Here is a 15,027-nt window from a genome sequence, read left to right as displayed (position 1 = left end):
GCCAACCGGGTAGGAGCACCCCACCCGCGCGGGCCAACTACTTACCCGGCAAGGTGTTGTTAGCCGGCCGTATCGACGCGACACTTCCTCCACAATCCAAAACGATCGGAGGAGTTCGCGCATGGCTGGGTTCACTCATCTCTTCATCCCAGGGCCCACAAACATTCCCGAGCAGGTGCGGCAGGCGATGAACCTGCCGATGGAGGACATGCGCGCGGCCACCTTCCCCGATCTCACCCTGCCGCTGTTCGAGGATATCAAACGCGTCTTCAAGAACGAGACCGGCCGCGTCTTCATCTATCCGTCCTCCGGCACCGGTGCCTGGGAAGCGGCGATGACCAACGTGCTCAGCCCCGGCGACCGCGTTTTGATGTCGCGCTTCGGCCAGTTCTCGCATCTGTGGGTCGACATGGCCGAGCGGCTCGGCTTCGAGGTCGACGTGATCGACTGCGAATGGGGAACCGGCGTTCCGCTCGAGCTCTATGCGGAGCGGCTGAAGGCGGACAAGACGCACCGCATCAAGGCCATCTTCTGCACGCAGAACGAGACGGCGACCGGCGTCACCAGCGACGTCGCCGGCTGCCGCGCGGCGCTCGACGATGCGAACCACCCAGCGCTCCTCTTCGTCGACGGCGTCTCGTCGATCGGCTCCATCGACTTCCGCCAGGAGGAATGGGGCGTCGACTGCGCCGTCAGCGGTTCGCAGAAAGGCTTCATGCTGCCGGCCGGCCTCGGCTTCCTGTCGGTCAGCAAGAAGGCGCTCATCGCTTCGAGAACCGCCACCCACCGGCGCTGCTTCTTCTCCTTCGAGGACATGATCCGCGCCAACGATGCCGGCTATTTTCCCTACACGCCGGCAACGCAGCTGCTGCGCGGCCTGCGTGCCTCGCTCGACCTGATCGCCGATGAAGGGCTTGAGAATATCTTTGCGCGCCACCATCGCCTCGGCGAAGGCGTGCGCAAGGCGGTCGACGCCTGGGGCCTGAAGCTCTGCGCCAAGGCGCCGAAATGGCACTCGGACACGGTCAGCGCCATCCTCGTGCCCGAAGGCATCGACAGCGCCGACGTCGTCAAACAGGCCTACCAGAAGTACCAGACCTCGCTTGGCGGCGGTCTCAACAAGGTGATGGGCAAGGTCTTCCGCATCGGCCATCTCGGCTGGCTGAACGAGGTGATGGTGCTCGCCTCGCTGTCGGCCGCCGAACTGGCGCTGCTCGAGTGCGGCGTCAAGCTTGCGCCGGGCTCGGGTGTCGGCGCCGCGATCGCGCATTTCCGCCGCTCGCAGCAGCCCGTCATCGCCGAAGCCGCCTGATCCAGGAGCGCGACATGAGCCACACCATCAACCATCTGAAGAAACTCAGGCTGCAGCGCAGCGAGCTGGCGGTTCCCGGCTCCAGCCCGGAGATGATCGACAAGGCGGCCAACAGTGCCGCCGACTTCGTCTTTCTCGACATCGAGGACGCGGTCGCGCCGCCCGACAAGGAGCGCGCCCGCAAGAACATCATCCAGGCGCTGAACGACATCGACTGGCGCGCCAAGGGCAAGACCGTCTCGGTGCGCATCAACGGGCTCGACACCCATTACATGTATCGCGACGTGGTCGATGTCATGGAACAGGCCGGCGACCGGCTGGACACGATCCTGGTGCCGAAGGTCGGCGTGCCGGCCGATCTCTACATGGTCGAGGCCATGGTCAACCAGATCGAGATGGCCAAGGGATTCACGACCCGTGTCGGCTTGGAAGCGCTGATCGAGACCGCGCTCGGCATGGCCAATGTCGAGGCCATTGCCGCGACGCCCGGCCGGCTGGAAGCGATGCATTTCGGCGTTGCCGACTATGCTGCTTCAAACAAGGCGCGCACCGTCAACATTGGCGGTCTCAACCCCGACTATCCCGGCGACCAGTGGCATTTCGCCCTGTCGCGAATGACGGTTGCCTGCCGCGCCTATGGTCTGCGCGCCGTTGACGGGCCGTTCGGCGATTTCTCCGATCCGGAAGGCTACAAGGCGGCCGCCCGGCGCGCCGCCGCACTCGGCATCGAAGGCAAATGGGCGATCCATCCCTCGCAGATTGCTTTGGCCAACGACGTGTTCTCGCCGCCGGAGAAGGAAGTCACGCGCGCCCGCCGCATCCTGGAGGTGCTGAAGGAAGCCGAGGCGCAGGGCAAAGGCGCCGCCGCACTCGACGGCAAGATGATCGACGCCGCTTCGGAACGCATGGCGCGCAACGTGCTGGTGGTCAACGACGCCATCGAACGCGCCGGCCAGCTTAATTAGCCAACGAGGGCCGCTCGTCGCGGCACTTTGACGATTTGCGGAGGAGAAAAAATGGACATCCACGAATATCAGGCCAAGGAACTGCTCGCCCGGCATGGAGTGCACGTGCCGCGCGGCGGCCTGGCCTACAGCCCCGAGCAGGCCACCTACCGGGCGCGCGAAATCGGCGGCGGCAAATGGGTGCTGAAAGCGCAGGTTCATTCCGGCGCGCGCGGCAAGGCCGGCGGCATCAAGCTCTGCGCCAATGACGAGGAGATTTCCAGCGCCGCCGAAGCCATGCTCGGGCGCAAGCTGGTGACCCATCAGACCGGCCCGCGCGGCAAGCTGATCTCGCGCCTCTACCTTGAGGAAGCCGTCGACATCGCGCAGGAACTCTATCTCGGCTTCGTGCTCGACCGCAAGGAAGAGCGCGTCATGATCGTCGCCTCGGCCGCCGGCGGCATGGAGATCGAGGAGATCGCCGAAGGAGCGCCGGATTCCATCATCCGCGCCACCGTCGACCCGGGCGTCGGCATGCAGCGTTTCCAGGCGCGCGAGATCGCCTTCGGGCTCGGGCTGGAGGACAGCCTGATCGGCAAGGCGACCGAGACCATCTTCAGCTGCTACCAGGTGTTCCGCGACTACGACGCCTCGATGCTGGAGATCAATCCGCTGGTGGTGACCCGCGACGGCAGCCTGGTCGCGCTCGACGCCAAGATGTCGTTCGACGAGAACGCGCTGTTCCGGCGGCCGGAAATCTCCGAATTGCGCGACAAGAGCCAGGAAGATCCGCGCGAAACCTTCGCCAGCGACCGCGGCCTCTCCTATGTCGGCCTCGACGGCAATATCGGCTGCATCATCAACGGCGCCGGGCTCGCCATGGCTACGATGGACATGATCAAGATTGCCGGCGGCGAACCGGCCAACTTCCTCGACATCGGCGGCGGCGCTTCGCCCGAGCGGGTGGCGAAATCCTTCCGCGCCGTGCTCGGCGACAAGAATGTCGAAACCATCCTGGTCAACATCTTCGCCGGCATCAACCGCTGCGACTGGGTTGCCGAGGGCGTCATCAAGGCGATCCGCGAGGTCGGCGTCAGCGTGCCGCTGGTGGTGCGGCTGTCCGGCACCAGGGCCGAGGAAGGACGCAAGATCCTGGCCGATTCCGGCGAGGCGGTGATTGTCGCCGACACGCTCGCCGAAGCCGCCGAAAAAGCCGTCGCCGCATGGCGCGCGGCCACCAAGAAAAAAGCAGCCTGAGGGAGGACAGAAGAATGGCAATCCTGCTCAACCGCAGCACGCGCGTCATCGTGCAAGGTTTCACAGGCAAGATCGGCAGCTTCCATGCCGAGGACATGAAGCGCTACGGCACCAAGCTCGTCGGCGGCGTCACCCCCGGCAAGGGCGGCCAGACGCATCTTGGCCTGCCGATCTTCAACACCGTCAAGGGCGCGGTGCGCGAAACCCGTGCCGAGGCCAGCATCGTCTTCGTGCCGCCGCCCTTCGCCGCCGATTCGATCATGGAGGCCGCGGACGCGGGAATAAAACTCTGCGTCTGCATCACCGACGGCATCCCCTCGCAGGACATGATGCAGGTCAAGCGCTACATGCGCCGCTACCGCTTCGAGGACCGCATGCGGCTGGTCGGGCCGAATTGCGCCGGCATCATCACGCCGGGACAGGCGCTGATGGGCATCATGCCCGGCAGCATCTACCTTCCAGGCCGCGTCGGCATAGTCGGGCGGTCGGGCACGCTGGGTTACGAGGCCGCCTCGCAGATGAAGGCGCTCGGCATCGGCGTCTCGACCAGCGTCGGCATCGGCGGCGACCCGATCAACGGCTCCTCCTTCAAGGACGTTCTGAAGCTGTTTGAGCAGGACGACGAGACCGACGCCGTGGTGATGATCGGCGAGATCGGCGGACCGCAGGAAGCCGAAGCCGCGATCTGGGCGCGCGACAATATGAGGAAGCCGCTGATCGCCTACATTGCCGGGCTTTCCGCCCCGAAAGGCCGCCGCATGGGCCATGCCGGCGCCATCATCTCGGCTTTCGGCGAGTCAGCGCAGGAGAAGGTCGAGATCCTGAAAGAGGCTGGCGTCATCATCGTGCCGACGCCGTCGTCCTTCGGCGACGTCGTGGCCGAGACTTTGGAGCGAACGAAGAAGGCGGCTTGAAGCGTTTGGAACAGAGCAGACGCATCAAATTTCGGGAGGACGAGCGCAGCCTCTTGTTGCGCCTGCTGCTTCAGGTCGCAAGCGCGCGGGAGCCGGAGATCGCCGCCGTTCTGACCGGACGTCGGTCGCTTGTCTCGCTTGCCGCGGAGCAGCGCATCCCGGCGCTTCAGGCGAGCGGCGTCTGGTTCCAGCTGCTCGCCATTGCCGATGAGTTGCTCGCCATGCGGGCGCGCCGCGAACTCGAACAAGGCACCGGTGTCGACGACGTGCCCGGCTCCTTCGCTAGCGTGATCGCGCGGATGGCGGCGAACGGCCATTCGGCGGAGCAGGTCCAGGCCAGGCTCGACGAACTCTGCGTCGGCCCGACCATGACCGCGCACCCGACGGAGGCCAAACGCGTCACGGTGCTGGAGATCCACCGCCGTATCTATCGCAAGCTGACCGAACTCGACCAGCCGCGCTGGGCGCCGCGCGAACGCGACCTGCTGGTCGCCGATCTGGAAAGCGAGATCGAGCTTCTGTGGATGACGGGCGAGCTGCGGCTGGAGCGCCCGACGGTCGAACGCGAAATCGCCTGGGGCCTGCATTTCTTTCGTGAAGTCATCTTCGAGGCAACGCCGCAGCTCTATGGCAAGCTGGAAGGCGCCCTCGAGCGCCATTATCCGGCAGCGCCGATCAGAATCCCCTCCTTCATGCGCTATGCCTCGTGGATCGGCGGCGATCGCGACGGCAACCCGAATGTGACGGCCGCCGTCACCGCCCATGCCCTGGCCGAATACCGCGATACGGCCATAGGCTGGTATCTGGCGCAGATGCAGCGGCTGGTGACGGTGCTGAGCGCCAGCTCAAACGTCATCGACCTGCCGGCGAGCTTCAAGCCGGTGCTGCAAACGGCGCTTGATAAAAGCCGACAGGCCGATGGGATCACCACCCGCAACCCTGACGAACCGCTCCGCCAATTCGCTTCGGCCCTGCTTGCCCGGCTGGAGGCGACACGGGACGGCGGTGCGGCGGCGTACCCGTCGGCGGGCGCGTTTCGTGCCGATCTGGAGGGGCTGTCGAGCGTTCTCGAAGCAATCGGCGGGCGCGCGGTGGCCAGGCGTTTCGTCCAGCCTCTGCTCTGGCAGGTCGGCAGCTTCGGCTTCCGCACCGTCTCGCTCGACCTCAGGCAGAACTCCACGGTCGTCAACCGCGTGCTGGCCGAGCTGTTTGCGCTGACGAACCCCACCGATCCGGTCGCGGCTGGCACGCCGCAATGGTCGGCGCGCATTCGCAAAGCCATCAGCGAGGGCGAGCGGCTGGAGATAGACGCTGGGCGGCTCTCGGCTGAAGCAGGCGAACTGCTTTCGACATTCTCCGTCATCGCCAGGCACATCTCCAGCTCTGATCCCGACGCTGTCGGCTCTTTCGTTCTCTCGATGACCCGCTCCGCCGACGATCTGCTCGCGGTCTATCTGCTGGCGCAATATTGCGGACTTTCGACCGCGCCCGCCGGCGGCACAATCAGGCTGCGGATCGTGCCCTTGTTCGAGACCATCGCCGACCTGCAGGCCGCCCCTGGCATATTGAACGGATTGCTCGACGTCTCGCTGGTGAGGCGCACGGTGCGCGATTTCGGCGCGCGCCAGGAAATCATGCTCGGCTATTCCGATTCCAACAAGGACGGCGGCTTCCTCGCCTCCAATTGGGAACTGGCCAAAGCGCAGAAGCGGCTCGCTGCCGTCGGGCGCAAGCACAAGGTTGGGATCAGTTTCTTTCACGGCCGCGGCGGCTCCGTCAGCCGTGGCGGCGCGCCGACCGGCCGGGCGATCGCGGCGCAGCCGCAAGGCACCGTCGCCGGCACCATGCGGGTGACCGAGCAAGGCGAGGTTGTATCGTCGAAATTCGCCAATCGCGGCACCGGCCTCAACCAGCTCGAGATCCTCGCCGCCGCCGTTCTGGCCCACAGCGTCGGATCGCCGGGCGATGCCGAGACGAAGGAGACGCCGGAGTTCGACGAAGCGCTCGAGGCGCTCGCCGGTATGTCGCAGGCATCCTATGCCACGCTGATGGCCGAGCCCGGCTTCCTCGATTATTTCAACCAGGCGAGCCCGGTCGCGGAACTGGCGCTCCTGAAAATGGGCTCACGGCCGGATCGCCGTTTCGGCGCCAACGGCATCGCCGACCTGCGCGCCATTCCATGGGTGTTCGCCTGGAGCCAGAACCGTCATCTGTTGACCGGCTGGTATGGCATCGGCAGCGCGCTGAGCGCCTTCGTCGCGGTGCGCGGCGAGGTCGGGCGCGACCTTCTGGCCCGCATGTTCGAGCACTCGCGCTTTTTCCGCCTGGTCGTCGACGAAGCCGAGAAGACGCTCTACCAGGCCGACATGGAGATCGCGCGGCTCTACGCCGGCCTTGTGTCCGACAGCGATGCCGCCAAACGAATCTATGCCCGCATCGCCGGGGAGTACGAGTTGACGCGACGCCTGATCGGCGACCTCACAGGGGGTGATCTTTCCGAGCGCTTTCCGATGTTCAAGCGGCGTTTCGACAGCCTGCGGCGGCAGATGGACGACATCCACCGGCTGCAGGTCGATCTGCTGCGTGATGTCAGGGCAAGGACGACGGATCAAAAGCGGGCAACTGACGCCTTGCTGGTGTCGATTAATTGCATCTCGGCTGGGCTGGGATGGACGGGGTAGCTCGCCGGCTGGCCGAGTTACGTCAGTCACCTTGCTTCATCATTCTTGGCTGATTGCCGATCGCCCAGATCATCGGCCTGTCTGCCCGAAAGGCCGCCGCATGGGCCATGCCGGCGTCATCATCGTGCCGACGCCGTCCTCCTTCGGCGAGGAGGTGGCCGATACGCTGGCACGGATGAAGAAGGCTGCATAACCTCTGGGAACAGGCTGCCTAAGGGCAGTTCCCGGAGCACGGGGCGGCGCGATCTGAATGCGCGGCCCAGCGGTCCCTTCCAAACAGTCGAAAAGCTCACGCCACGATGGAAGCCCGCCCGCTTTCGACGGCGGGCGATCTGGCAGAAGCCGGTTCGGCCCAGCCCTTAGGTCGGGCAGCCGAAGCTAGGACAAGCTATCGCCGTCACGGCGGACAGCTTTTCGCGCCTTACGAACATCGGCTTCACATAAGTCTTCTTCATGGTATCTCCCCTTTGCCAAAACCCACGAAGCGATTCGTGCCGTGGTCTGGATCGCTTTGTCAAGCGAGCTGAGAGCAATAACAAAACAGCGACAGCCTTGTTTAGCAGCTCAGCTGAGGAAGCGGCCAGCCGCTGGTGAACTTTAGTTGGCCGACAAAAAATCCCTCTCGGCAGCGGTCAGGCCGGCCCAACGTCCTGACGAGCGGGACTATCAAACACTCCCGAGTCTGACGCTTTGCCGTTCCAGAGGCGCGCACGGAGCCAAGATCAAGCCAAGATTGCGCAACAAAACTTAAGATCACTTCATGCATGCAGCCATTTTCACCTGAAATAGTCCAGGCATCGGTGCTCCTACTGCCTCCCGATGGGCCGGGCATTTCCATGACAGCGCGCTCGCGCGTGTTCGAACCGTTCTTCAAGGAGGACATGTCACGCGGCGTTGCCTCGAAGCACGGCTTCGGGCTCGGCCTTTCCATCGTAGCGGATATCATCCAGGGGCACGGCGGCAAGATCGAGTTGCACGACAACCAGCCAAGCGGCCTCGTCGTGACCTTTGATCTGCCGAGTGGAACCGAGATCCGGCCCTTATAGCAGGCCGGCGCCATACTCAGGATCTGATGATCGCCAGATTGCAGGAGGTCATTTCAAGACGTCCGAAGGCTTGCCTCAGGAAATACTGGTGCGGTCGAGAAGACTCGAACTTCCACGGGTTGCCCCACAGCGACCTCAACGCTGCGCGTCTACCAATTCCGCCACGACCGCACGTGGTAGGAGCCGGAACCGACCGGCTCGCGGCGTGTAGCAAATCGTTTCCGGCGAAACAAGTGCGTGGCGAGCAATAATGTCAGGCAATTGGCATAACGTTCCACAGGATTGCAATGAGCGTCGCGAACTGGACGTTTGCGCCCAATATCGCCATATGGAGGCCAAGGCATGTCGCCCAAAATCGCAAGGCGGTTTTGGGACCACGACATGTATAAGCAAAGCGATACGTCATGACTGAACGCAGCCAGATCGCCACGTCATTCCTGCCCTTGCCCGGTTCGGCGCCGGTCGAATGGCTGGTCGAGCCCGGCCTTACCGCCTATCCCGACGCGCTTGCCTTCATGGAGGCGCGCGCCGAGGCGATCCGCAGCGGAGCTGCCGGCGAGATGGTCTGGCTGGTCGAACATCCACCACTCTACACCGCCGGCACCAGCGCCCGCACCGAGGACCTGATCGAGCCGGACCGCTTTCCGGTCTTCGCGGCCGGACGCGGCGGCGAATACACCTATCATGGGCCCGGCCAGCGGGTTGCCTATGTCATGCTCGACCTGAAGCGCCGGCGCGAGGACGTGCGCGCCTTCGTCGCCGCGCTCGAACAATGGATCATCGGCACACTCGCCACCTTCAACGTGCGCGGCGAGCGCCGCGAGGACCGTGTCGGTGTCTGGGTGGTGCGGCCGGAGCGCCCTGCTTTGCCTGACGGCTCGCCAGCCGAGGACAAGATCGCGGCGATCGGCATCCGGCTGCGTCGCTGGGTGAGTTTTCACGGCATCGCCATCAATGTCGAGCCGGAGCTTGGCCATTTCAGCGGCATCGTGCCTTGCGGTGTCTCGGACTACGGCGTCACCAGCCTCGTCGCCCTCGGCCTGCCCCTGACCATGGCCGATCTCGACCTGGCACTGAAATCCGCTTTCGAGGACGTGTTCGGTCCCGCGACGGCCTTGCCCGCCGAAGCTTCGCGCAAGGCCGGCTGACACTGTCGGCCTGGGAACTGCATAAGGTGTATTGAGATTCAGGTCAGGCCGTGTCGAAAACTGTGGGTTCCGAGCACCCTTAGATCAGTTGGGCGGAAGCCCATAGCACGCCGCAGCCATGGATGGCGAACACCGCCAGCAAGGCGCCTGCGATGACGAACCGGTCGAGGGTGCCGATCGGCTCCAGTTCGTGACGCGGCTTCACCCCGCTGCCGACGGTGAGCAGGCTGAGGATCGAAAACACCGCACCGGCCGCCAGCAGGAAGCCCGAGGAAAAACCAGCCCGCCAGCCAAGCGCCAGAAAGGCCGAAAGCAGCGAGAAGGACGCCAGCGCCAGGACCACCGGCCCTGGGCAGATCTGGCGCAGCACCTGGCCGCCGTCGAATTTCCACACCGGCACCAGATTGGCGATGTTGAACAGGGCAGCACAACCTGCGAGGGCGGCCAGCAGCGCGGCGGCAGCCTTGTGACCCTCGTTGCCGGCAAGCACGCTGGCGGCGATGACGATCGGCACCAGGAAGGCGGAGAACCCCGCCCCCATCAACGCCACGAAGGCCACTTCGAAACGGCTGTTGTAGGGTCGTCCGCCAATGGCGATGCCGCCAAGCAGCGGGATGAAGATCATCCGCGCCCTGCGATGGCCCGTCAACCGGAACGCCGCCATGTGGCCGAGTTCGTGCAATGCCACCACCGACGTTAGGATCGCGGCCAGCGCCAGCCCGCCGAGGTGAAGGCCGAAGAACGGCCACAGCATCAATGCCGACAGCACGGCAAAGCCGACCTGGCTCAGCGGATGCTCGAACCAGCCGCCCTTGCGGTATTGCCCGGTCCTTGCCCAATGCTGCAGCTTGGAAAGCTCGCGGCGCATGGCGAAGTAGCGGAACACCAGGAAGGCGACGCCGCGATACCGGTCGACCCGGCTGAGCGTCACGCGTGTGCCGCTGCCCTCCGAAACCAGTTCGGCGGTCTCGCCATAATCCTTCCAGAACGAGCCATCGAGCGCGGTGTCCTCGATCACCCGCATCGAGAAGCGGCTGCCCTCGACGACATCTTCAAACCGCGCCCTGCGCTCTATCGGCTTGCCGTCGCGGCCTTCCCACGACAGCATGATGCGGGCCACGCCCTCTTCGTCCAGCGGCTGCGCCGACAGGATCTCGCCGGACCAGCCGGCATCGCTGCCAAGCGGCCACAGCGCCTGCCACAGGCGCTGCCGGTCCATTGCCACAATGCGGCTGGACCGGACCGTGCGCAAACCAAGCGGCACGGTCATCAAGAGAAAGATCAGTCCGAGATTGCTGGCCACGAGAATGGCCGTGACGATGGGCGACACCTGGACGCTGCTCCCTGCCTGGAGACGCACCCTAACGTCGCGGCGGCAAGAAAAGCTTAACGGCGGAGCGGCTTAGGGCCATCGGGAAACAGCGATGGCAGACGCCGCCAACTCACATGGCTCCGATCCAGATCGCCATGGAAACAAGAAACGCACTCATGCAAACCAGCGAGATGACATCCTGAACCAGATCGGTCATAACTCTCTCCTGTTGTGGATATGTTTCCAATTTGTTCTAATTTTGTTCCAATGTCAATCGCTAGGGGATAGAGCGATAGGCGGGGAATTTTGCACGGTTAGCGAAAGGTTAATCGTTCGCCACGAGACGATGCTGAAAGCGCGGCGGCGTAGGCTTCCAGTCCTGGAGATCAGGATTAGCGCGCGCTTGTATTAAAGCGTGGCCGAAGCAATAATTCTTGGGCTGGGGCACTGCCGGGCGATGGATATGGGGAAGTACGGAGGCGCGAATCAAGGTGACCGTTGGCGAAAGCGCATGCGACAAGGCCGCCGGCGACGCCTCTCTCGCAACCTTGTAATCTGGTTGTTCATCCTGGCGACGAGCGCGATATCGTCCACTCTGATCGCAATGAACGCTCACTGGCGATTCTAAGCTACCCCCGCGCGGTACATTCCAGGCGAGAACCGTTCCTTACAGCGGCACCACCTTGCCGTCGGCCAGCGTGACACGCCGGTCCATGCGCGATGCCAGTTCATGATTGTGGGTAGCGATCAGCGCGGCGAGCCCCGATTGCCGCACCAGCGCCTCCAGCGCCTCGAAGACGTAGGAAGCGGTGACCGGGTCGAGGTTGCCGGTCGGCTCGTCGGCGAGCAGCACCAGCGGCGCATTGGCGACCGCGCGTGCAATGGCGACGCGCTGCTGCTCGCCGCCGGACAGCTCGGATGGCCGGTGCGACGCCCGCTTGCCGATCTGCATGTAGTCGAGCAGTTGCGCCGCGCGCTCGCCCGCTTCCTTGCGCGGCAGCCCCTTGATGAGCTGCGGCATCATGATGTTTTCCAGCGCGGAAAACTCCGGCAACAGATGATGGAACTGGTAGACGAAGCCGACATCGTTGCGGCGGATCGAGGTGCGCTCGTCATCGGACAGCCGGCCACAGGCGCGTCCGGACAGGATCACGTCTCCGGCGTCAGGACGCTCCAGCAGCCCCGCCGTGTGCAGCAGCGTCGACTTGCCGGAGCCCGAAGGGGCCACCAGCGCCACCATCTCACCGCGCCGCAGCGAGAAGTCGGCGCCGTTCAGGATGGTGAGCTTGCGCGGCCCCTGGACGTAGTGCCGCTCGACGCTCTTCAGCTCGATAATGACCTCGGCCACTACTCGTACCTCAAGGCTTCGACCGGATCGAGGCGGGCCGCCCGCCACGCTGGAAACACCGTTGCCAGGAAGGACAGCGCCAGCGCCATGATGATGACATAGGTCGTCTCGCGTGGATCCATCTTGGCCGGCAACTGGCTGAGGAAATAGAGCTCCGGATTGAACAGCACCTTGCCGGTCATCCAGGAGAAGAACTGGCGGATCGATTCGATGTTGGTGCAGATCAAGACGCCGAGCAGCACGCCGGCGAGCGTGCCCGTCACGCCGATCGCCGCACCCGTCATCAGGAAGATGCGCAGGATGGCGCCGCGCGAGGCGCCCATGGTGCGCAGGATGGCGATATCATGCCCCTTGTCCTTCACCAGCATGATCAGTCCGGAAATGATGTTGAGCGCCGCCACCAGCACGATCAGCGTCAGGATCATGAACATCACGTTGCGCTCGACCTGCAGGGCGGAAAAGAAGGTCTCGTTGCGCTGGCGCCAGTCGACCAGGTCGATGGGGCGTTGTGCCGCCTCCTCCACCTTCGGCTTCAGCGCGTCGACATCATCGGGATTGTCGACATAGATCTCGATGGTCTGCGCCCGGCCGTCCATGTTGAAATAGAGCTGCGCCTCGGAGAACGGCATGTAGACGATGGAGCTGTCATACTCCGACATGCCGACTTCGAAGATCGCCGCGATCTTGTAACCCTTCATGCGCGGCGTGGTGCCGAGCGGCGTCACATCGCCGTCCGGCGAGATCAAGGTGATGGTATCGCCGAGCGTCAGGCCAAGATTCTCGGCCATCCGCTTGCCGATGGCGACACCGTCGCCCGTATCGAAGCCGTCGAGCGAGCCTTGTTTGATGTTGCTGGCAACGATGGAGATCTTGCCGAGGTCTTCACCCCGGATGCCGCGAACCAGCGCGCCGCTGCCGCCGCCGACATTGCCTTGCGCCAGCACCTGGCCATCGATCAGCGGAATGGCGTATTTGACCCCGGCCACACCGTTGATGCGGCTGGCGACCTGGGCATAGTCCTCAAGCGGCGAATCGAGCGGCTGCACGATCAGATGGCCATTGACGCCGAGAATGCGCGTCAAAAGCTCGGCGCGGAACCCGTTCATCACGGCCATCACCACGATCAGCGTGGCAACGCCCAGCATGATGCCGAGGAAGGAGATCGAGGCGATCACCGAGATCACCGTCTCCTTGCGCCGCGAACGCAAATAGCGCCACGCAACCGTGCGTTCGAAGATGGAAAAAGGGCCGGCGCCGGCCGATCTCGCTGCCGCCGCCTCGCTCATGCGGCGACACCGAAGCGTTTTTTCGCGTCGGCGATCGGCAGCGTCACGCGCTCGCCGCTCTTGCGATTCTTGATCTCGATCTCGCCGGCGGCCACGCCGCGCGGTCCGACGATCACTTGCCAGGGCAGGCCGATCAGGTCGGCGGTGGCGAATTTGCCGCCCGGCCGCTGGTCGGTATCGTCGTAAAGCACATCCTTGCCGGCGGCGGTGAAGGCGGCATTGAGTTCGTCGCAGACGCGATCGCAGTCGGCGTCGCCCGCCTTCATGTTGATCAGGCCGATATCGAACGGCGCCACCGCTTCGGGCCAGATGATGCCATTCTCGTCGTGGCTGGCCTCGATGATCGCCGCGACCAGCCGCGACGGGCCGATGCCGTAGGAGCCGCCCGAGGCGAAATGATCCTTGCCGTCGGGCCCGGTCACCTTGGCGCCCATCGGCTTGGAGTATTTCTCGCCGAAGTGGAAGATATGGCCGACCTCGATGCCGCGCGCCGAGACCCGGTCGCCTGTCGGAACCTTCTCCCAGGCCGCCTCGTCATGCATCTCGTCGGTCGCGGCGTAAGGCGTCGTCCACGTCTTGACGATATCGGCAATTTCGCCGTCATTGGCGAAGTCGGTGTTCGCGCCGGGCACGGCAAGCGACAGATAATCGCGATGGCAGAAGACCTGGCTCTCGCCTGTGTCGGCCAGGATGATGAATTCGTGGCTGAGATCGCCGCCGATCGGCCCGGTGTCGGCCCGCATCGGGATTGCCTGCAGGCCCATGCGGGTGAAGGTCCGGAGATAGGAGACGAACATCCTGTTATAGGCGGCTCGCGCGCCCTCGAAGTCGAGATCGAAGGAATAGGCGTCCTTCATCAGGAATTCGCGCGAACGCATCACGCCGAAGCGCGGCCGCACCTCGTCACGGAACTTCCACTGGATATGGTAGAGGTTGAGCGGCAGGTCCTTGTAGGACTTGACGTAAGCGCGAAAAATCTCGGTGACCATCTCCTCGTTGGTCGGTCCGTAGAGCATGTCGCGGTCCTGGCGGTCCTTGATGCGCAGCATCTCCTTGCCATAGTCGTTGTAGCGCCCGCTCTCGCGCCACAGATCGGCCGACTGGATGGTCGGCATGAGAATCTCCAGCGCGCCGGCGCGGTTCTGCTCCTCGCGGATGATCATGCAGACCTTGTCCAGCACCCGCTTGCCCAGCGGCAGCCAGGAAAAACTGCCCTGCCCCTGCTGGCGGATCATGCCGGCGCGTAGCATCAACCGATGCGAGACGATTTCGGCCTCGCGCGGATTTTCTTTGAGGATAGGCAGGAAATAGCGCGACAAACGCATGGACTGGTCCGTGAATGAGAATGGCCACGCCAGAATCGGCGCGGCGCAGGCTTGCTTGCCCCGGCTTCATAGCGATTTCATGACGGAATGGAAACCCGGCCATCCCTATACATCACCCCCTTCCGGCCCGGAATCCCTCGCTTCCGGATCAGTCGGCGCCGACAATGGAACGCGCCGAACGTCTTCGGGTCTAGCCGCCAATTCTTTGCGCGCGTCAATTGCGAACATGCCGCAAAGGCTCTGTCGAACTCGCCTGTTCGTTTCAAAAGCAAAGCCTGCCGCACTATTGTGCAGTGCAACACGAGAATGCCCGTTTCAAGGCAAAATTCTTCGTGACATTTTCATTTCCGTTGGGCTAATGTGCCCCGATAACCGAGAGGGCGGAGAAAAATCTGCCCTCCTACGCGGTCAAAGTCTTGGGAGGATGCGATCTAGGCGCGGTTACTCGCTGCCG

General features: G+C 64.0%; 10 protein-coding genes, 1 tRNA gene and 1 pseudogene. 7 read left to right on the top strand and 5 right to left on the bottom strand.

Annotated features, from left to right (window positions below; genetic code table 11):
- The first annotated feature begins 121 nt into the window (after positions 1-121).
- The 6 genes and pseudogenes from EN850_RS23980 to EN850_RS23955 all read left to right on the top strand — a co-directional run.
- Positions 122-1,312 carry an aminotransferase class V-fold PLP-dependent enzyme gene (locus EN850_RS23980; RefSeq protein ID WP_136092401.1) on the top strand — a complete coding sequence of 397 codons (1,191 nt, stop codon included), beginning with the start codon at positions 122-124 and terminating at the stop codon, positions 1,310-1,312.
- Between the two features lie 14 nt (positions 1,313-1,326).
- Complete coding sequence (locus EN850_RS23975) at positions 1,327-2,277, top strand: CoA ester lyase (RefSeq protein WP_127279350.1); 951 nt, start codon at positions 1,327-1,329, stop codon at positions 2,275-2,277.
- A 51-nt stretch (positions 2,278-2,328) separates the two neighbouring features.
- Positions 2,329-3,513 (top strand): malate--CoA ligase subunit beta, encoded by a 1,185-nt coding sequence (locus EN850_RS23970; RefSeq protein WP_136092400.1) that lies wholly within the window; start codon positions 2,329-2,331, stop codon positions 3,511-3,513.
- A gap of 14 nt (positions 3,514-3,527) precedes the next feature.
- Positions 3,528-4,427, top strand: coding sequence for a succinate--CoA ligase subunit alpha (gene sucD / locus EN850_RS23965; protein ID WP_127871573.1), 900 nt, complete (start codon positions 3,528-3,530; stop codon positions 4,425-4,427).
- On the top strand, positions 4,424-7,108 hold the full coding sequence (locus EN850_RS23960; protein WP_246689267.1) for a phosphoenolpyruvate carboxylase: 2,685 nt from the start codon (positions 4,424-4,426) through the stop codon (positions 7,106-7,108). The genes sucD and EN850_RS23960 overlap by 4 nt, the downstream gene beginning before the upstream one ends.
- 818 nt (positions 7,109-7,926) lie before the next feature.
- Positions 7,927-8,154: pseudogene (locus EN850_RS23955) on the top strand (ATP-binding protein); the annotation flags it as partial.
- Between the two features lie 86 nt (positions 8,155-8,240).
- On the opposite strand, the gene EN850_RS23950 reads toward EN850_RS23955, so the two are convergent.
- Positions 8,241-8,325 (bottom strand) — tRNA-Leu (locus tag EN850_RS23950).
- Between the two features lie 233 nt (positions 8,326-8,558).
- On the opposite strand from EN850_RS23950, the gene lipB reads away from it, so the two are divergent.
- The gene (lipB, locus tag EN850_RS23945) at positions 8,559-9,302 is read left to right on the top strand and encodes a lipoyl(octanoyl) transferase LipB (protein WP_136092399.1); all 744 of its coding nucleotides are present in this window, start codon (positions 8,559-8,561) and stop codon (positions 9,300-9,302) included.
- A 79-nt stretch (positions 9,303-9,381) separates the two neighbouring features.
- Here the strand turns inward: lipB and EN850_RS23940 are convergent, their stop codons facing one another.
- The 4 genes from EN850_RS23940 to proS form a co-directional block, all read right to left on the bottom strand.
- A complete protein-coding gene (locus EN850_RS23940) occupies positions 9,382-10,632 on the bottom strand; it encodes a site-2 protease family protein (RefSeq protein ID WP_136092398.1) in 1,251 nt (416 codons plus the stop codon).
- Positions 10,633-11,281: 649 nt separating this feature from the next.
- Complete coding sequence (locus tag EN850_RS23930; RefSeq protein ID WP_127279562.1) at positions 11,282-11,962, bottom strand: ABC transporter ATP-binding protein; 681 nt, start codon at positions 11,960-11,962, stop codon at positions 11,282-11,284.
- Entirely contained in the window at positions 11,962-13,248 is a 1,287-nt protein-coding gene (locus tag EN850_RS23925) for a lipoprotein-releasing ABC transporter permease subunit (RefSeq protein ID WP_135928392.1), read from the bottom strand. Before EN850_RS23925 ends, EN850_RS23930 begins: the two co-directional genes overlap by 1 nt.
- A complete protein-coding gene (proS, locus tag EN850_RS23920; RefSeq protein WP_135928391.1) occupies positions 13,245-14,573 on the bottom strand; it encodes a proline--tRNA ligase in 1,329 nt (442 codons plus the stop codon). The genes EN850_RS23925 and proS overlap by 4 nt, the downstream gene beginning before the upstream one ends.
- Between the last annotated feature and the right edge of the window lie 454 nt (positions 14,574-15,027).

The organism is Mesorhizobium sp. M8A.F.Ca.ET.207.01.1.1 (genome assembly GCF_004794715.1).
Lineage (GTDB): Bacteria > Pseudomonadota > Alphaproteobacteria > Rhizobiales > Rhizobiaceae > Mesorhizobium.
The sequence above is the reverse complement of the archived record's forward strand: the minus strand, read 5'-3'. Positions and strand labels throughout refer to the sequence as shown.